Raw genomic sequence first — 18,965 nt, forward strand, 5'->3', positions numbered from 1 at the left:
CTTATTTTCGATATGATAGAAAAATATCAATCGAAAAAAGGGGGATTCTTTTTGCAAGAAGTAAAATATGAAAGTTTTTTAGATGGTGTCAAGGCGTGCGTGCCCACAATTTTAGGTTATGTCGGCATTGGATTTGCAATGGGAGTCGTTGGAAAAGGGATTGGTTTGAGTGTTTTTGAGATCTTTTTAATGTCCTTATTAGTGTATGCCGGAAGTGCCCAATTTATTATATGTGGATTATTAGCAATCAGCGCACCGGTTTCATCAATTATTGTCACCGTATTTTTAGTTAATTTACGCCATTTTTTGATGAGTTTATCAGTAGCACCAGCCTTCCGTAAAGAAAGTATGCTTGGTAATGTTGGCATTGGCACTTTATTGACAGATGAATCTTATGGTGTTTTAACGACTGCTTTACAAAATGGCAAACAACCTTCGTTAAGCTGGATGAATGGTTTAAATGTTTGTGCTTATATTTCTTGGATTATTGCGACTGTTTTAGGGGCATTATTAGGTAAATTTATTCCTAATCCAGAAGTATTTGGCTTAGATTTTGCCTTAGTTGCGATGTTTTTAGGTCTATTTTTATTTCAAGCAGAATTACCATTAAAAAGACGAACGAAACAAACAATTCTGGTTTTGGCTAGTGTTGTTATCAGTTTGTATTTATTTATGTGGTGGACAACGCCTGAAATTGCGGTTATTGTAGCGACTTTAATTGGTTGTTTTGTAGGGGTGGTGACGCACAATGAGTAGTAGCTTTTTATTATTATTGGCGGGGTGTTGTATTGTAACTTGGATTCCACGAATCTTGCCGTTTGTTTTTGCAAAGAAATTAGAGTTTCCAGAGAAGTTGCGTTTGTTTTTAAGTTATTTACCTTTATGTATTTTAGCAGCGTTATTTGTCCAAAGCTTATTGGTCGTCCCAACAGGAAAAGCGCCTGTCTTAAAATTTGAAGAAACTTTGGCATGTATTCCCACATTAATTGTTGGTTATTATACGAAAGATTTGATGAAGATTGTGATTACAGGTATTATTACCATAGCGGTTATTCGCTTAATTTTATGAATAAAAATGAGCACTTCTAAAGGAGAAAAATATGAACGAGTTATTAGCATCTGTGTTTAGCGGATTAATTATTGATGAAAATGATACCCATTATTTTGTTCAAAAAAATGGTTTAACGTTTAAATTAGCAAAATCAGAAGGCGAACATCGTCTAGGCGAAGGTGTCGAAGGATTTGGTTATCAAAATCAAAAACAAGAATTATGTTTTACAACGGAAATTCCCAAAAGTCGTAAAGGACATTACGCATTCGGTGAAGTAACCGATAGTCGTCGTGATTTAGGTGTTTTTGTAAACATCGGGTTGCCAGATAAAGACATCGCTGTGTCTTTGGATGAGTTGCCAACAATGCGCGAATTATGGCCTAAAAAAGGTGATCGCATTATGATTTCTTTACGAGTGGATCATAAAGACCGTATTTGGGGAACGCTTGCAGATGAGAAAATCTTCCAAGCATTAAGTAAACGTGGAAGTGAAGCTTTGAAAAATCAAGATATTTCAGGAACGGTTTATCGTTTGAAATTAGCAGGAACATATCTTTTAACAGATGATTTTTATATTGGTTTTATCCATCCTTCTGAACGTTTTCAAGAACCACGCTTAGGTGAACGTGTGAATGGACGTGTGATTGGGGTTCGTCCAGATGGCGCTCTAAATTTATCATTGAAACCACGTGCGCATGAAGCAATTAGTGATGATGCGGCGATGATTATTGCCTTTTTAGAACGTGCACCTGAGAATCAAATGAATTATACTGATAAATCGTCACCAGAAGAAATTCAACAAATGTTTGGTATCAGTAAAGGCCAATTTAAACGTGCTTTAGGAAATCTAATGAAACAGCGTCGTATCACACAAAAAGATGGCATTACTAAATTAATCAAGGAATCTAATTGAGAATACTTGTATAATTTTGATTTCTAATTTATAATTATTTTAATGTTTAAAGGATTTGAAATTCTTTAGATTAGAATAATTATAATTAAGATGGAGGATTGTATGAATACAGTTGAAGCTTTGAAAAAAACGAAAAAACAACTCCATGAATCTGGATTTAAATTAACACCACAAAGAGAAGCAACCTTGTTAGTGTTATTAGAAAATGAGAAAGACCACTTATCTGCAGAAGAAATTTACTTTTTTGTAAAGCGAAAAAATTCAGACATTGGTTTAGCGACGGTTTATCGAACGTTAGAGATTTTAACCGAATTAAAAATTGTTGATAAAATTAGTTTCGATGACGGCGTGGCACGTTATGATTTACGTAAAGAAGGCGCTAAACATTTTCATCATCATTTATTATGTTTAGAATGTGGTAGTATTGAAGAAATTGAAGAAGATTTGTTGGGGAGCGTGGAAGAAATCGTTGAGCAACGTTTTCACTTTTTAGTGAAAGATCATCGCTTAACGTTCCATGGTATCTGTCAAGCTTGTCAAAACAAAGAGCAAACCGAGGCGTAAGTCTCGGTTTTTTATTTGCGAGAAAATTTTTATGTAAACTAAAGGAGATTTTCTGTTCTTACTTAACGGAATTTGTTATGATAGATAAGGCGAAAGTGAGGAGAAGAAAATGGAAGAACAAGTGGTTGATTATTTACATTTTTTGACGATTGAACGTGGACTTGCGCAAAATACTAGAAAAAGTTACCAACGGGATTTAGAACGTTATTTAGTTTTTCTAAACATACAAAAAATTGATGACTGGAACAAGGTAGACCGTTTTACGGTTGTGCAATTTTTACAAGAATTACAAGAAGAAAAAAAATCACCAGCTACGATTACACGCATGGTAACTAGCTTACGTCGATTTCATCAATTTCTTCGTCAAGAACGTTTCACTGACCATGATCCAATGCAACATATTGATTCTCCTAAAAAAGCCCAAAAGCTACCTGATACATTGAGTTTAAATGAAATTGAACGTTTAATTGAAACACCAGATACCAACGAAATATTGGGCATTCGTGACCGAGCAATTTTAGAAGTAATGTATGCGACAGGTTTACGTGTCAGTGAATTAATTGGGTTAAAATTAAACGATTTGCATTTAAGTATGGGCTTATTGCATACTATCGGCAAAGGGGATAAAGAGCGAATTGTTCCACTTGGTGATTTAGCGATTCAATGGATTGAATGTTATTTAGAAGAAGCACGTCCCCTCCTAACAGCCAAACATCCAGAAGAACCACATCTTTTTGTAAATAGTCATGGAACAGGTTTGTCTAGACAAGGTATTTGGAAAAATTTAAAAGCTTTAGTGCGTAAAGCTGGAATTACTAAAAATGTCACGCCTCATACGCTTCGACATAGTTTTGCGACACATTTGTTAGAAAATGGTGCGGATTTGCGGACAGTGCAGGAATTATTAGGACATGCGGATATTTCAACGACACAAATTTATACACACATTACAAAAAAACGAATGACGGATGTCTATAAACAACATTTCCCTCGAGCATAAAGGAAGGAAGTCTATGCAAGAAATTAAAATAAAATTGGATGTTTTTGAAGGACCATTAGATTTGTTGCTGCATTTAATCAAATCATTGGAATTAGATATTTACGATATTCCGATTGCAAATGTGACCGAACAATATATGAATTACATCCATGCGATGAAAACACTTGAATTGGAAGTTGCAGGCGAATATTTAGTGATGGCGGCAACTTTAATGGCCATTAAAAGTCAAATGCTTCTGCCAAAAGCCGAACTGGAAGAAGAATACGATGATGTATATGAAGAAGATCCAAGAGATGCTTTAGTTGCGCAATTATTAGAGTATCGCAAATATAAATATGCAGCAGAATGTTTGTCCGAAAAAGCAGAAGAACGTAGTCAATATTTTACAAAAGATCCAATGGACGTGGATGACTATAAAGAAACTGAGCAAGAATTAGATGGAAATCACTTAAACACGATTGATTTATTTTTAGCATTTCATAGTATGTTAGAAAAAAAGAAAAAACGTCAAACGTTTGAAACGACGATTCGTGCAGATGAGAGTAGTATCGAAGAAAAAATGGCATTTATTGAAAAGAAAATGTTAGAAGATATCAATCATTCTGGTCAGGCATTAGATTCATTTTTCGTTTCTTTTAATAAACCAGAAATTGTTATTACGTTTATGGCATTATTGGAATTAATGAAGAATGGAAAAATTAAAGTCGAGCAGACTGGTAATTATGCAACCATTTTGTTATACCCAGTAGGAGAGAAACATGAGTAAATTAAGTCAATTAGAAGCGATTTTATTTATCGTTGGCGACGAAGGCATCGGATTAGAGGAACTAAGCTATTTGTTAGAAGAAGCTACGCCTAAAATTTATCAATATATTCAAACGTTAAATCAAAGATATCAAGAGAATAACGATGCAGCCTTAAATATTTTAGAAGTAGGAAATCATTTTATTTTAACCACAAAAAAAGAATTTGCCCCGCTATTAAAGAAATATGCGCAGTCACCTATGTCTAATCGCTTATCGCAAGCAGCTTTAGAAACATTAGCAATTATTGCTTACAAGCAACCCATCACACGTGTGGAAATTGATGAAATTCGTGGTGTCCAATCAGCTGGTTCTGTTCAAAAATTAGTTGCCCGCCAACTCATTGAAGAAAAAGGTCGAGTAGAAGGCCCGGGACGTGCGATTTTGTATGGGACGACAACCTATTTTATGGACTTTTTTGGTTTGAAAAACTTAGATGAATTACCTGATATTCAAACAATGGAAGATGATTTAGCAGACGAAATGCCAAACGATTTGTTTTTTGATCGTTACCAAGAATTAGAAGGAGATAACTAATGGAAAGATTACAAAAAGTAATTGCTCATGCGGGAATTGCTTCACGCAGAAAAGCAGAAACATATATTTTAGATGGCCGTGTAAAAGTAAACGGTCAAATAGTGAAAGAATTAGGGACCCAAGTAAGTGCGAAAGATCGGGTTGAAGTCGATAATGTTCCTATTTATCAAGAAGAACCCGTCTATTACTTATTCTACAAACCTCGTGGGGTCATTTCAGCTGTATCTGATGATAAAAATCGCAAAGTAGTAGTTGATTATTTATCAGATGTTTCAGAACGTATTTATCCAGTAGGGCGTCTAGATTACGATACATCAGGATTATTACTATTGACAAATGACGGCAACTTCTCACAAACTTTGACTCATCCCAAACATGAAGTTGATAAAGTATATGTTGCTAAAGTCAAAGGAATTGCTGAGAAAAAAGCGCTGCTACCTTTAACTAGAGGGATGCGTATTGAAGGTAAAAGAGTCGCACCTGCTCGATTTGAAATTTTATCAACAGATGTTAAAGCTCAAACAAGTATTGTCCAATTAACGATTCATGAAGGTCGAAACCATCAAGTAAAAAATATGCTAAAAGCAGTTGGGCTGCCTGTACAAAAACTAAAACGCGAGCAATACGGTGATTTAACCTTAGCCGGATTACGTCCAGGTGAATATCGTGAACTAAATAAAAAAGAAGTGAGTCAGCTATTAGGAAAAGCAAAAAAATAATTTTGAGCTGAAATGGTTGAATCTACACACAAAAGATGTATATGTATTTGTACTAATAATTTAATAAAGGTTCGTCTTCAGGGGCAGGGTGTAATTCCCGACCGGTGGTTATAGTCCACGACCCACTTTTTATAAGTGGCTGAATCGGTGAAATTCCGATACCGACAGTATAGTCTGGATAAAGAAGATAGGGCGTATTTGATTTACCTAATTTTGTTATAATCAGATACCCTATTTTTCCCCTACGGAAAAATAGGGTATTTTTTCTTATCTGGCGCCGATAAGAAAACAAAAAGGAAAATTTAATAGGTTCGTTTGAAGATGGGTCCTTACACTTAGGAGGATTTATAATGAAAAACAACAAAGTACAAAAAATGGTTTCAATTGCACTCTTTGCTTCGATGGGGCTGGTTTTACAGTATGTCGCATTTCCGGTTATACCAATGTTTAGTTTTTTAAAAATTGATTTTAGTGATATTCCGGTAATGTTAAGCATGTTCTTATTCGGTCCGTTGGCTGGTGTCACCACAGCGTTTTTACGTTCATCGTTGCACCTATTAACAACAGGGATTTCTGCACCTAATTTGGTGGGAGATGTTGCAAGTTTCCTTGCTACCACAGCTTTTACGCTACCAATGTATTATTTCTTTAAAAAAGGTAATAGCTTAATTAACAAAATTTATGGTACTTTAAGTGGTATTTTATCGATGAGTATTTTTATGAGTGTTGCAAATTATTTTGTTATTACACCACTTTACTTATTTTTCTTTGGTGTTACGGCAGATACATTCTTAGGAATGCCACTTGCAAATTATGTAGTAATGGGAATTTTGCCATTTAATTTAATTAAAGGTGGCATTGTAACTGTAGTGTTCTTAGTCCTACATGCAAAATTATTGCCGTGGTTATCAAAAAAACAAGCTTTCTCACAACATCAAACATTTTCAAAATAAAAAAATTAAGGACATTTCACAATCGTGAGATGTCCTTTACTCTTTTTTTGCGTATAATAATGATAGAAGAATTATTTTTCTAAGATGATTGCACGTACAGGGCATTTTTGATAGGCTTTTAATACTGCGTCTTGTTCATCTTGAATAAATTGCTGATGTGCTGCTGGTTCTTGAGCAAATAGAACAATTCCTTCTTCATCATAATCAAATATATTGGGCGCATAGACTGCGCATAACCCGCAAGCGATACAGCGTTCGGGGATGATTTTACATAATTGAGACATGTTGTCACTACTTTCTGGAGGTTTATTATGGATACATTTATTTTATCGCTGTTTTCAACAGAAGACAAGCTGAAGCCTAGTACTCTTTATCAAGTGCTTAGTGGAAAACGTACGTCTTCGGTTTTGACCTATGCTTTTTTTCATAATTTATTACATCTTTCAGGCGTCTGTCCTCAATTAACTGAAACAGCATTTTATACAATCATTAATCAACTGAAAAAAGAACAACAACTAATCGAAATAGATGGTTTATTGACAGTGTCGCAAGAAATAAATTGTGAAGCAAAAAAATATTTAGCAGGAGTAGACTTTTTTAAATTTGGTCGTAAAGAGCAAGAAATATGGCGTTCGATTCAATTTTTAGTTCAAGTAGCATCATATTTAGGGAGCAACGAAAAATATATCCCTTTGGAAAGTTCGCCTTTTTATACGGAACGTGTTCGCCAGTTCGTCTATCACTATCGAGAGGTAATGAAAGAGACAGTGTATCAAGAGTTAGTTACAGTTTTTACTAACTTACCTAAAGACAAAGCTGATTTACTTGCCCAAACATTTACAGGACTTGAGCAAAATGGTGCAGTTTTTTTTCAAATTTTACCAGAAGATGTGCAACAACCGCCTTGGTCGAATGTGGCGATGGCTAGTGCAACCCATCTATTCTTTAAAGAGATTTCACAATATCCAGACTTTTTATTGTACCAATTTATCAAACCATTATTAGCACAAAACATCAATACCAGTATGTTGAAAACACGCAAACTATTTAAGCAAGAGTATACATTTGAGCAAGTCATGGAGCTTCGCCGATTAAAACCAGGAACGATTCAAGATCATGTGATTGAATGGGCATTGGTAGATGAGCAGTTTCCTTTTGAAAAATTCATTACACATCAAGAAATATTAGCCACTTTACCTGATGATTCTTGGAAATATAGTTATAAGGATCTGGTGGAACAATATGACGTCGCCTTTTTAGAGATTCGGTTATATCAAATTTGGAGGAAGAAAAACGTATGAAGTTAGAAGCAGCTTTACAACATTATTTTCATTACGATTCTTTCCGAAAGGGGCAAAAAGAGGTCGTATCCACCTTGCTTTCAGGTCAAAATACATTGGCAGTTTTACCAACAGGGACTGGAAAAAGCTTATGTTACCAACTAACAGGCTATTTAAGAGACGGTTTGACGATTGTCATTTCGCCATTAATTTCTTTGATGGAAGATCAAGTTTTATCATTATTGCGCATCGGTGAAAAGCGTGTGATTGCTTTAAACGGGACCTTACAAGCACAAGAAAAAGAGTTTATTTTGAAGCATTTGGATAAATATAAATTTATTTTTTTAAGTCCAGAGATGTTGTTACAAGAACAAGTTTTAAGTAGCTTACAACGCCAAAAAATAGGACTGTTTGTCGTTGATGAAGCACATTGTGTGTCACAGTGGGGCGTTGATTTTCGGCCAGAATATCGTAATTTAAGTGAAGCCCAACATCGTCTAGGAAATCCTTTAACGCTAGCTTTGACGGCTAGTGCAACAGAGAAGGTTCGTACAGAGATTAAAGAAGTATTGCTGACAGCTACAGCAACAGAGTGGGTATATTCAATGGATCGTCCCAATATTGCTTTAATGGTAAGAGAACCAGAAGATAAGCTTAGTGAACTACGTCAAATACTTTCACAACAGCTTGGTCCAGGAATTATTTATTGTGCGACAAGAAGGCAAGTGGAGACATTATATGAAGAATTGCAAGCTGAATTTGCTGTAGGCTATTATCATGGTGGCTTGGAAAGCAATCAACGACGGATGTTGCAACAGCAGTTTTTAGATAATCAATTGCAATTTTTAATTGCCACAAATGCATTTGGAATGGGTATTAATAAGAGCGATATCCGTTTAGTAGTTCATTATGAATTACCAGATAGTTTAGAAAATTATATGCAAGAAATTGGTCGGGCAGGAAGAGATGGTATTCAAAGCTACGGAGTATTGTTGTATCAGACTGGTGATGAAAGAATTCATCATTTTTTACAACGAACAACCCAAGAAGCAAGAGAAACGTTTGAAGTCCGACTACAATATCAAGCCATGGCATCATTAAGTGAAATTCAAGAAAAATGGTTACAACAAACAAAGCGTGAAGGAACCGAACAGTTTTTAGCGCATTTAAAACGAAACGAAGAAGAAAAATGGTTGAAATTACAGCAAATGCTAGCGTATATTCATCACGATGGTTGTAGACGAGAATACTTATTGCAGTATTTTGAAGAATCACTAGCAGAAATTCCAGACGAATGTTGTGATTTTCATGGATGTCTTTTACCTGAAAAATCAGTAGAAGTCGAAAAAAAAGCAAAAGAAATGATAAATTGGCAAGATATTTTACTAAAAATGTTTAAAGAAAAAAAATGAAGATGTTTTTTTGAGACAGAGAGTATTTTTCTATGATATAATACAGCGGAAACCATAGCAGGAGGTAAGAAAAAATTGAGTAAAAAAAATAAGAAACAAAATGCACAAGAACCTTGGGAACAACCAATATATGAGGCTGAGTCAGAAGAACAAAATTCTCGTACCAATCAACATAATCAGAAAAAAGGAAATAGTGCCTTTTTAACTATTGTATTGATTTTATTGTTCCTTATTATTGCTGTTCCAACCGTTGCTGGATTTTTAGTTATGAACCGTAACAATGAACCAAAAACAGCTGCTACTGCAGAATCATCAAGTGTTGTAGAATCAACTGAATCTTCTACTAAAGAAACAAAAGAAGAGTCATCAACGAAAGAAGAATCATCAACAAAAGAATCGTCTACTGTTGAAAGTTCAGAATCAAGTTCTTCTACAGAGGAATCAAAAGCACCGGCTTCAAGCGAAACGGTTGCAGAACCAACACCTTCTTCTGAGGAAGTTGCTGTAGAACCTGAAGTTCAAATTGACGCAGATGATACTTACGTAGAAGAACAACCAGTTGAAACACCACAAACAGAACAACCTACACAAGAAGCTCAAACACAACAACCACAAGAGCAACAAGGTGCTGGACAATATAGTGAAGTGTTACCAGGTGAAGGCCCTCAACAAGTTGCTGCACGTAATGGAATTAGCTTGGATGAATTATTCCAATTAAATGGAATGGATCCAAACAACTTCTTGATTCACCCAGGAGATCAATTAAGAGTGAAATAAAAAAACCGCTCCGGCGGTTTTTTTTATGGAAATTATCAAAATTTTGAATACAATGTTTATGTATAGGGAGACGAAGTATGAAGAAAATCAATATTGCCATTGATGGTCCTGCATCATCAGGTAAGAGTACAGTAGCAAAAATTTTAGCGAAAGAGTATGGTTATATTTATACGGATACGGGTGCGATGTATCGTAGTGTGACGTATTTAGCAATTCAACATCAAGTCGATTTTGAAGATGAGCAACAATTAGTCGCATTAATTGAACGCTATCCAATTACATTTAAACAAACAGAAACGGGACAATTAATTTTCGTAGATGGTCAAGATGTTACAGAAGTAATTCGTCAACCGGAAGTGACCAACAATGTTTCGATTGTTTCAGCACATGAAAAAGTTCGTCATGAATTGGTTCGCCAACAACAAAAAATTGCAGAAGATGGCGGTGTCGTGATGGATGGTCGTGACATTGGTACGGTAGTATTACCGAACGCTGAAGTGAAAATTTTTCTTGTGGCAAGTGTTACAGAACGGGCTGAACGCCGTTTTAAAGAAAATCAATCAAAAGGAATTGATACTGATTTTGAGACCTTAAAACAAGAAATTGAGCAACGCGATTATTTAGATTCGCATCGTGAAGTATCTCCGCTAAAACAAGCTGAAGATGCTGTTCGGATTGATACGACTGGATTAAGTATTGAAGAAGTGGTTGTTGCCATTAAAGAAGTGATTGAACAAGGAGAGAAATAATGAAAAAAAGTTTAGTTATTGTTGCGGTATTTGTTAGTATGTTAGGTTTTGTAGGATGTACTTCTACACCAGAAACAAATGATACAACAACATCAACAAGTCAAAGTAAAGAAAATGAAATCAGCTTAACTATTTCATTGATTAAAGAAGACGAAGTGATTGATGAAAAAGAAATAACTGTCGCAGAAGGTAGCAATTTAATGGATGCAGTCAAAGAAAACTTCGAAATAAAAGAAGACAATGGGATGATTACATCTATTGAAGGAATTGAACAAGATACCAAAGAAAGCTATTTTTGGACATACACGATTAATGATGAAATGATTATGACAGGTGCTAACGAAACTGAACTTCATGAAGGCGATAAAGTTGTCTTTACTTATAGTAAATTCTAGATTAAAAGCAAAACAAACGTCCAGCAATGTTTGTTTTGCTTTTTTTGAGCGATAGTTTGTTCGTTTTTCACATAGTGTTTAGATAATTAAAGAAAAAGTAGCGAAAACCAATAAATTCAAGGCTTTTTTATAAAAAAAATAGAAATCGCTTTATTTTTTTTCGAGAATAGCATAAACTAGATAGTGTAGTGCAATTATAAAACAATTGTTGGTTAGGAGGACATATGTTATGACAGAATTAGAAAACAACCAAGTAGAAAATGCTAACGAAACAATGGAAGATGCTTTAAACAGCGTTCAAGAAGTAAAAGTTGGCGACATCGTTAAAGGTGAAGTATTGGTTATTGAAGATAAGCAAGCAGTCGTTGGTATCGAGGGCGCTGGCGTGGAAGGTGTCGTACCTGCGAAAGAACTATCAACATTACCTGTGGAAGATATCAATGATGTAATTAAAGTTGGGGACATCCTTGACTTAGTTGTAATTACTACGATTGGCAAAGATAAAGAAAATGGAAGCTATTTACTTTCTAAACGTCGCTTAGATGCGAAAAAAGTTTGGGAAGATATTGAAAAAGATTTCCAAGAAGGAAAAATTATCGAAGCACCAGTTACGAACGTTGTTAAAGGCGGTTTAGTAGTAGATGTTGGTGTACGAGGATTTGTACCAGCATCAATGGTAGAAGATCACTTTGTAGATGATTTTGAAAGCTATAAAGGTCAAACATTAACATTCAAAATTATTGAAATTGAACCTTCAGAAAACCGTTTAATTCTTTCACATAAAGCGGTTGTTGAAGCTGAAAAAACAGCGAAAAAAGCAGAATTACTTGAATCAATCAAAGAAGGCGATAAATTAGAAGGTACTGTTGCGCGTTTGACAGACTTTGGTGCATTTGTCGACTTAGGTGGTATTGATGGCTTAGTCCATGTATCAGAAATTTCACATGCACACGTTGCTAAACCAAGCGATGTTTTAAATGTAGGTGACAAAGTTGAGGTTGCAGTTTTATCTGTTGATCCAACAAAAGAACGCGTATCTTTATCTATTAAAGATACATTACCTGGACCTTGGGCAAATATTGAAGAAAAAGCTGCTAAAGATACTGTTTTAGACGGTACTGTAAAACGTCTAACAAGCTTTGGTGCATTCGTAGAAGTTTTCCCTGGTGTTGAAGGGTTGGTTCACATTTCTCAAATTTCACACAAACATATTGCTACACCTCATGAAGTATTAAGTGAAGGCGAGCAAGTACAAGTGAAAGTATTGGAAGTAAACCCAGAAGAACATCGTATTGCATTAAGTATTAAAGCATTAGAAGAAAAACCAGAAACTGAAGCAGTAGTTGAAGAAGAAGACAGCTATGAGTTGCCTGAAGAGTCAACTGGTTTCACAATGGGTGATCTTTTAGGCGATGCTTTGAAAGACCAAGAACAAGAATAAAAAACGAGGTTGCCTTGTGCAACCTTTTTTTTATTGCCGTTTTCATTAAGTATTTACTTTAAATCTTTTCACAATACTTGCAAGTTCTTATTTCATTGGTTAAACTAATAAGGTTAAAAGATGTCCGCATGACGAATAACAATGGATAAGAATCACTTAATATACAGAACTAGGTATTTTTGAAAAAACGAATTCGTTATGCGTTTTAAGATGGAGGTAAAAAAATGGCAAATCCAACGATAGCGATTGTAGGTCGTCCGAATGTCGGAAAATCTACAATTTTTAACCGTATTGCTGGTGAACGAATTTCGATTGTAGAAGATACTCCAGGAGTAACACGTGATCGTATTTATGCAACAGGGGAATGGTTAGGTAGAGAGTTTAGTATTATTGATACAGGTGGAATTGATTTGGGCGATGAACCATTTATGGATCAAATCAAACATCAAGCAGAAATTGCAATTGAAGAAGCAGATGTCATTATTTTTGTTTCAAGCGCAAAAGAAGGAATTACTGATGCCGATGAATTAGTTGCACGTATTCTGTATAAGAGCAATAAACCAGTAATTTTAGCAATTAACAAGGTAGATAATCCGGAAATGCGTTCTGAAATCTATGAATTTTATGGTTTGGGATTGGGTGAACCTTATCCAATTTCTGGAAGTCATGGTTTAGGAATTGGGGACGTATTAGATGAAGCAGTCAAACATTTTAGTACTGAACAAGAAGAGGAAGACGATTCTGTTATCAAATTTAGTTTAATTGGTCGTCCAAACGTTGGGAAATCGTCATTAATTAATGCAATTTTAGGTGAAGATCGTGTGATTGTTTCAGAGATTGAAGGAACAACTCGTGACGCAATTGATACACATTTTGTCAGCGATAGTGGACAAGAATTTACCATGATTGATACAGCAGGAATGCGTAAACGTGGAAAAGTGTATGAAAGTACAGAGAAGTATAGTGTGATGCGTGCGATGCGTGCCATCGAACGCTCAGATGTCGTCTTAATGGTCTTGAACGCAGAAGAAGGAATTCGCGAGCAAGACAAACGTATTGCTGGTTACGCGCATGAAGCAGGCCGTGGTATGCTAATTGTTGTTAATAAATGGGATCTAGTAGAAAAAGAAACAAACACAATGCGCGATTTTGAAGAAGAAATCCGTAAAGAATTCCAATATTTAGATTACGCACCAATTATTTTCGTTTCAGCAAAAACAAAACAACGTTTGAATAAGGTGCCAGACTTGATTGAAGAAGTAAGTATGAATCAAAACTTACGTATTCCATCTGCGTTGTTAAATGACGTGATTATGGATGCTGTCGCAATCAATCCAACACCAACTGATAAAGGGAAACGATTGAAAATCTTCTATGGTACCCAAGTTGCTGTTAAACCGCCAACATTTGTTATTTTTGTAAATGAAGAAGAATTGATGCATTTCTCATACGAACGTTTCTTAGAAAATCAAATTCGCAAAGCCTTCACGTTTGAAGGGACACCAATTCGAATTATTCCACGTAGAAGAAAATAACAAATTTTACCATAGTTTGCGTTATTTGACAAAAATAGTTGTTTATTAGTGGAGAAAATTAAAAAAACGATTGGAAAACGTTAAATCCCTTGATATTATAAGGTTCTTATGATAACGTTATAGCAGAATATTGATGATGACAATCAATATTTGTCGCAAGCCTTGGACCACTCAAGTTCTTGTGATTGATGGAAAGCATCATAAAATTTTTCAGGAGGTGAAACCATCCATGGCAAACAAAGCAGAATTAATCGAAAAAGTTGCAGAAGCTACTGATTTAACTAAAAAAGACGCAACTGCGGCAGTTGACGCTGTATTTTCAACTATTCAAGAAGCTTTAGCTAACGGTGAAAAAGTTCAATTGATCGGTTTTGGTAACTTCGAAGTACGCTCTCGCGCAGAACGTAAAGGTCGTAACCCACAAACTGGTGAAGAAATCAAAATCCCTGCAAGCAAAGTACCTGCATTCAAACCAGGTAAAGCATTGAAAGACGCTGTTAAATAAGACAGCTTTTTAAGCCCTCGAGCAATCGGGGGTTTTTGTTTAAAATAACAGGAAAGTTAATTTAATAAAATGTAATGTAAATTAATAAACATACTTAAGTTTCAAAGCAATATTAATCTAAAATAATGTGATGAGAAAAAAGAGAGAATATTTATTTTCTCTTTTTTTGTTATTTTTAAAACCTTAATAAACATACTTAAATTTACTTGTTGACTCTAACTTAAATATTTGATAAATTATAGATAATCTTTGATGAAGATAACAAAACAATTACTACGAATATTGAAAGGGGTTGCAATGGAGTGCGCATTAAACTTGTAATGGATGTTCCAAGTAAAGTCTTACCTATTGACTATCGTCGTAAAATCATGATGATGATTAAAATGTCATTATCTGAAATTGATAAAGAACTGTTTCATGATTTGTTCAGTTCAAATCAAATGAAGCATTATACATTTTCTGTTTTTTTGCCAAACGCTAAATTCGTACAGAATAAAGTTTATCTTAAAGATAAGTCACAGCTCTTAGTGAATTTTTCAACGAATGATGCAGAGATATTGCTACATTTTTACAATGTATTTCAGACATTAAAGAATAAAGTGATTGATTGGGGAGACGAAACAGGAGAGGTAAAAGTGGTTCAAGTGAACACATTATCTACACCAAAAATAAATGAAAAGACAGTAATTTGTCGTACATTATCTCCTATTATATGTAGAGATCACAATAGAGAAACCAGAAAAGACTGGTTTTTTGATTATCGCGATAAAGAGTTTCAAGAAATACTAAGAAGAAATTTAAAAATTAAATTAACTGATAAACTAGGCCCACACGTCGTATATGATATTGACAAATTAGAGATTGAACCATTAGCAATGAAACAAACAGTAGTTAGTCATTATGAAAAGAAAATCAATGTATCCCTTGGAAGATTGAAATTATCTGGGGAACCATATCTATTGGAAGAATTAATATCTAACGGACTAGGTTCTATGTGTGGTAGTGGTTTTGGTTTATTGGAAAAAATTTAGTCATATAGGAGGTGAAAAAATGAGTGAGCAAACTAATGTATATCTAAACGAATGGAATAAAAATGCTGCTATCTTAGGTTTTATAAATATTGTAGGAGATAAAAATGTTAAACAAAATAAGGATGGAATTATATTTTCTGAATCTATGTTAGACAATTTTTCGACTAAATATTTCGATTATTTCATTAATATCTATGAAAAAAGTTTATCTTATTACAAAATAGTATCTTACAGAAAACAAATAGAATACTTTGAACAGACAAATTTTGAGAATTTTACAGAAGATAGTCTCAATCATTTAAATAGTTATATTCGTGATACAGTAAAATATTATTTGAAAAGTAGTAGTTATAAGGCAGCATATCCTTTTATTAAATTAAATTATGATATTGAACAAGCTGGTAAAGAATTAACTGTTGTATCTATTTTAAAAACCAAAGATAAATTTGCTGATAAAAAGAATGAAGTCATTACTGAAGTAAAAGATAGGTTTCAAAAATTAACAAAAATTATTGATTATATTACTAGTGATGATGGTAGAAAATATCTTGCTGCTAAAAATGTTATCTATACAGTAATTAACAAAGGGTGGGACGGTGTAGCTTTTTTAAATACCGGAAATTCAAAAAAGGATAGTTATATTGAATTTGAAAAATATTTTGTTCAACCCTTGAAAGAATATTTAGGAGTTGATAAAAGTAAATATAAATTTTCGTGTTGTTCATGCCAGCAGCCCATCAAAAGTTTGAAAAATGATACCTTATCTTTTTTACAAAAGACTGGTTATGATGTTGCAAGAAAAAATGCTCATGCGTGGGAATTTCAAAATGATTTAGCTATTTGTCCACTATGCAAATTGTTATATGCTTGTTTACCTGCAGGAATGACGTATGTGGGGAATCAAGGGATATTTGTCAATGCAAATTCAAGTTTAGATGTTTTGAAAAGAACTAATAATCTAATTAAACAAGAAGTACATGTTCTCAATAAAGAAACAACTTTGAATTTAAATACTTATGGTGCTTTGATTCGTTCGTTAAATGAGAAGGAAGAACGAGGATATGAATATGAGTTAGAAGATGTGCAAGTAATTCGCTATCAAAATGAAACGTATCGTTTTAATATTCTTTCTAAAAATATTATAAGAGTTATCGTTAAGAGTAAGAGAGAATTAGAATTATTACGTAGAGCAACTTTTTCAAGTAATAAGGAACGTTTCTATATCTATCAATTAGTTCTTGAACGATTATTTAACAGTCAAAATTTATTCAGTTTAATTCATCAGTTAATTGTTTTAAAAGTGACGAATCGCTCGGATTTATATTATCAATCAATTCATATTAGAAATTTAATTAAAATTAATCAAAAATTCTTAGAAGGAGGAATAAATGCAATGGCAGAATTAGATGAAAACATTGTAAATCGTGTATGGTATGTTAGTCAGCTATTCAAAAAAGGTTATAACAATCCGAGTAAAGTAGCAGGGATTTCTCACAAATTATTAAATGCTTTACGAGCAAATGACCGTGATACTTTTATGGATATTATTTTAAATTGTTATGCATATATGAATCAAACAGTTCCAATTGAATTTAAATATATTTTTAGAGATCGAGAGACCTTTAAAACGATTGGTTATAGCTTCGTATCAGGTATTATTGGACCAGTTGAAACTAAAAATTCGGAGGTAGAAAATGATGGAAAATAAAGGATTAACGGTTACAATTATTTTTGAAGCAGAAAGTGCTAATTATGGAGAATCATTAGGGAATGTGGCATCTTTGAAAAAAATCACTCGTGGAAAAGGCGAACAATATACTTATATTTCTCGTCAAGCTCTACGTTATAACATTGTTGAGCAATTAGGTGAACCATTGACTCCTGTAAAAGGCGAGGGTAGTGGGGATAAAAAAGTCATGCAATTTAAGGCAGAAACAACTATTGCTGAGTATCCAGAATTAGATTTCTTTGGTTATTTGAAAACACAAAAAGGTTCTAATGGTAAAAAACGTTCTGCGAAAGTTAGATTATCCAATGCAATTTCTTTAGATACATTCAAAAATGATACCGATTTCTTAACAAACAAAGGGTTAGCTGATCGTGATAATGAGCCAATGAATTTGGCACAAGCTGAAATTCATCGTTCGTATTATCGCTATACACTTACGATAGATTTAGATCAGATTGGTATTGATGTAGTAGATGGCATTGAATTGGATAATACAGAAAAAAACCGACGTGTAGACAAATTATTAGGAACCATTGAGTATTTGTATCGAGATATTCGTGGTCGAAGAGAGGATTTAAAACCGTTGTTCATTATTGGTGGTGTTTATGATGTAAAGAATCCAATTTTCCAAAATGTTGTGAATGTAGAAGAAGGAATTGTTCAGATTAATCCAATTAAATCTGTATTAAGCAAACGAGTTATTGACGATACGTTTTGCGGAATTGTTGACGATGAATTTAAAAATACAGAGGAAATAAAAAATGAATTGTTTGCGGTAAATATTGCAGAATGCTTAGAGAATATCAGAAAGAAAGTTGCTGAGTATTATGAAAGCAATTAGATTAAAACTATCTCAAGATTTAGTTAATTATAAAAAAGCAACAAGCACACAATTAAAAGAGACATATCCACTTCCACCTTATTCAACAGTCATCGGAATGGTGCATGCGGTATGTCAATTTACTGAATATCAGAAAATGGATATTAGTATTCAAGGAAGCTATTTTTCAAAAGTTAATGATTTATATACACGCTATGAGTTTAGTAATGGAATGAAGTATGAAGAAGGGAGACATCAAATTAAAGCTGGTGAGTTTGGTGTTTCACGTGGTATCGCCACTGCCGAATTATTAGTTGATGTTCATTTAATGTTACACATTGTCCCTAATAACCAAGAATTAATATCTGTTATTGAGCAAGCATTTTTATTTCCGTATGAATATCCTTCTTTGGGAAGACGAGAAGACCTTGTAACTATTGATGAAGTAAAAATAGTAGAATTGAGCGAAGTAGAACTTCAAAAGGATAAAGATGTTACTCAGGCCGCTTATATTCCCAAATCATACTTTGGTGATATTGAAAAGCATGCAGTAAAGGGGACAAGGTATTTTATTTCTAAAGAATATGAGCTAGTTGATTATGGTACAAAAAAGAAACCGCAAGTATTTCGGAAATGGTTACCGAAAAAAGAAGTATTATATGTTACTAAAACAACAATAGTTGAAGATACTATTATAGTTTGTGATGAAGATGGAGAAGTAGTATTTGCAAGTTAATTGAGAGGTACGTGT

22 protein-coding genes and 1 riboswitch are annotated in these 18,965 nt (G+C 33.9%); of the genes, 21 read left to right on the forward strand and 1 reads right to left on the reverse strand.

Going from position 1 to position 18,965, the window contains the following annotated elements; genetic code table 11:
• The first annotated feature begins 12 nt into the window (after positions 1–12).
• The 9 genes from AC4BC7_RS00715 (at position 13) to AC4BC7_RS00755 (ending at position 6,540) form a co-directional block, all read left to right on the forward strand.
• The gene (locus AC4BC7_RS00715; RefSeq protein WP_490504392.1) at positions 13–756 is read left to right on the forward strand and encodes an AzlC family ABC transporter permease; all 744 of its coding nucleotides are present in this window, start codon (positions 13–15) and stop codon (positions 754–756) included.
• Complete coding sequence (locus AC4BC7_RS00720) at positions 749–1,069, forward strand: AzlD domain-containing protein (RefSeq protein WP_490503526.1); 321 nt, start codon at positions 749–751, stop codon at positions 1,067–1,069. Before AC4BC7_RS00715 ends, AC4BC7_RS00720 begins: the two co-directional genes overlap by 8 nt.
• Before the next feature lie 31 nt (positions 1,070–1,100).
• Positions 1,101–1,964, forward strand: coding sequence for a CvfB family protein (locus AC4BC7_RS00725; protein ID WP_207940065.1), 864 nt, complete (start codon positions 1,101–1,103; stop codon positions 1,962–1,964).
• A gap of 102 nt (positions 1,965–2,066) precedes the next feature.
• Positions 2,067–2,528 (forward strand): ferric iron uptake transcriptional regulator, encoded by a 462-nt coding sequence (fur, locus tag AC4BC7_RS00730; RefSeq protein WP_207940066.1) that lies wholly within the window; start codon positions 2,067–2,069, stop codon positions 2,526–2,528.
• Between the two features lie 109 nt (positions 2,529–2,637).
• Entirely contained in the window at positions 2,638–3,528 is an 891-nt protein-coding gene (gene xerD / locus AC4BC7_RS00735; protein ID WP_207940067.1) for a site-specific tyrosine recombinase XerD, read from the forward strand.
• 13 nt (positions 3,529–3,541) lie between these two features.
• Positions 3,542–4,294 (forward strand): segregation/condensation protein A, encoded by a 753-nt coding sequence (locus tag AC4BC7_RS00740; RefSeq protein ID WP_490503527.1) that lies wholly within the window; start codon positions 3,542–3,544, stop codon positions 4,292–4,294.
• Positions 4,287–4,868, forward strand: a complete 582-nt coding sequence (gene scpB, locus AC4BC7_RS00745; RefSeq protein WP_207940069.1) for an SMC-Scp complex subunit ScpB — start codon at positions 4,287–4,289, stop codon at positions 4,866–4,868. Before AC4BC7_RS00740 ends, scpB begins: the two co-directional genes overlap by 8 nt.
• Entirely contained in the window at positions 4,868–5,587 is a 720-nt protein-coding gene (locus AC4BC7_RS00750; RefSeq protein WP_207940070.1) for a pseudouridine synthase, read from the forward strand. The genes scpB and AC4BC7_RS00750 overlap by 1 nt, the downstream gene beginning before the upstream one ends.
• 69 nt (positions 5,588–5,656) lie before the next feature.
• A riboswitch (FMN riboswitch) is annotated at positions 5,657–5,780 on the forward strand.
• A gap of 157 nt (positions 5,781–5,937) precedes the next feature.
• A complete protein-coding gene (locus AC4BC7_RS00755; protein ID WP_207940071.1) occupies positions 5,938–6,540 on the forward strand; it encodes an ECF transporter S component in 603 nt (200 codons plus the stop codon).
• 71 nt (positions 6,541–6,611) lie between these two features.
• On the opposite strand, the gene AC4BC7_RS00760 is transcribed toward AC4BC7_RS00755, so the two are convergent.
• Positions 6,612–6,824 carry a ferredoxin gene (locus AC4BC7_RS00760; protein WP_490503528.1) on the reverse strand — a complete coding sequence of 71 codons (213 nt, stop codon included), beginning with the start codon at positions 6,822–6,824 and terminating at the stop codon, positions 6,612–6,614.
• Between the two features lie 27 nt (positions 6,825–6,851).
• Here AC4BC7_RS00760 and AC4BC7_RS00765 point away from each other — a divergent pair, with 27 nt between their 5' ends.
• The 12 genes from AC4BC7_RS00765 (at position 6,852) to cas5b (ending at position 18,950) form a co-directional block, all read left to right on the forward strand.
• Positions 6,852–7,841 (forward strand): helix-turn-helix domain-containing protein, encoded by a 990-nt coding sequence (locus AC4BC7_RS00765; RefSeq protein WP_207940073.1) that lies wholly within the window; start codon positions 6,852–6,854, stop codon positions 7,839–7,841.
• Positions 7,838–9,232, forward strand: a complete 1,395-nt coding sequence (locus tag AC4BC7_RS00770) for a RecQ family ATP-dependent DNA helicase (protein WP_490503529.1) — start codon at positions 7,838–7,840, stop codon at positions 9,230–9,232. Before AC4BC7_RS00765 ends, AC4BC7_RS00770 begins: the two co-directional genes overlap by 4 nt.
• A 75-nt stretch (positions 9,233–9,307) precedes the next feature.
• Positions 9,308–10,009 (forward strand): SAG1386/EF1546 family surface-associated protein, encoded by a 702-nt coding sequence (locus AC4BC7_RS00775; protein WP_207940075.1) that lies wholly within the window; start codon positions 9,308–9,310, stop codon positions 10,007–10,009.
• Positions 10,010–10,086: 77 nt separating this feature from the next.
• Positions 10,087–10,758 carry a (d)CMP kinase gene (gene cmk / locus AC4BC7_RS00780; RefSeq protein ID WP_207940076.1) on the forward strand — a complete coding sequence of 224 codons (672 nt, stop codon included), beginning with the start codon at positions 10,087–10,089 and terminating at the stop codon, positions 10,756–10,758.
• A complete protein-coding gene (locus tag AC4BC7_RS00785) occupies positions 10,758–11,153 on the forward strand; it encodes a DUF4430 domain-containing protein (RefSeq protein ID WP_207940077.1) in 396 nt (131 codons plus the stop codon). The genes cmk and AC4BC7_RS00785 overlap by 1 nt, the downstream gene beginning before the upstream one ends.
• 229 nt (positions 11,154–11,382) lie before the next feature.
• Entirely contained in the window at positions 11,383–12,594 is a 1,212-nt protein-coding gene (rpsA, locus tag AC4BC7_RS00790; protein WP_207940078.1) for a 30S ribosomal protein S1, read from the forward strand.
• Positions 12,595–12,818: 224 nt separating this feature from the next.
• Positions 12,819–14,129 (forward strand): ribosome biogenesis GTPase Der, encoded by a 1,311-nt coding sequence (gene der, locus AC4BC7_RS00795; RefSeq protein WP_207940079.1) that lies wholly within the window; start codon positions 12,819–12,821, stop codon positions 14,127–14,129.
• A gap of 229 nt (positions 14,130–14,358) precedes the next feature.
• Positions 14,359–14,634: an HU family DNA-binding protein gene (locus AC4BC7_RS00800; RefSeq protein ID WP_016175478.1), complete on the forward strand. Its 276-nt coding sequence runs from the start codon at positions 14,359–14,361 to the stop codon at positions 14,632–14,634.
• 302 nt (positions 14,635–14,936) lie between these two features.
• Positions 14,937–15,665 (forward strand): CRISPR-associated endoribonuclease Cas6, encoded by a 729-nt coding sequence (gene cas6 / locus AC4BC7_RS00805; RefSeq protein WP_490503530.1) that lies wholly within the window; start codon positions 14,937–14,939, stop codon positions 15,663–15,665.
• A gap of 19 nt (positions 15,666–15,684) precedes the next feature.
• Positions 15,685–17,373 carry a type I-B CRISPR-associated protein Cas8b1/Cst1 gene (cas8a1, locus tag AC4BC7_RS00810; RefSeq protein ID WP_490503531.1) on the forward strand — a complete coding sequence of 563 codons (1,689 nt, stop codon included), beginning with the start codon at positions 15,685–15,687 and terminating at the stop codon, positions 17,371–17,373.
• Entirely contained in the window at positions 17,360–18,235 is an 876-nt protein-coding gene (cas7i, locus tag AC4BC7_RS00815; RefSeq protein WP_490503532.1) for a type I-B CRISPR-associated protein Cas7/Cst2/DevR, read from the forward strand. Before cas8a1 ends, cas7i begins: the two co-directional genes overlap by 14 nt.
• On the forward strand, positions 18,222–18,950 hold the full coding sequence (cas5b, locus tag AC4BC7_RS00820; RefSeq protein WP_490503533.1) for a type I-B CRISPR-associated protein Cas5b: 729 nt from the start codon (positions 18,222–18,224) through the stop codon (positions 18,948–18,950). Before cas7i ends, cas5b begins: the two co-directional genes overlap by 14 nt.
• The last annotated feature ends 15 nt before the right edge of the window (positions 18,951–18,965 follow it).

The organism is Enterococcus sp. AMC1623 (assembly GCF_058216495.1).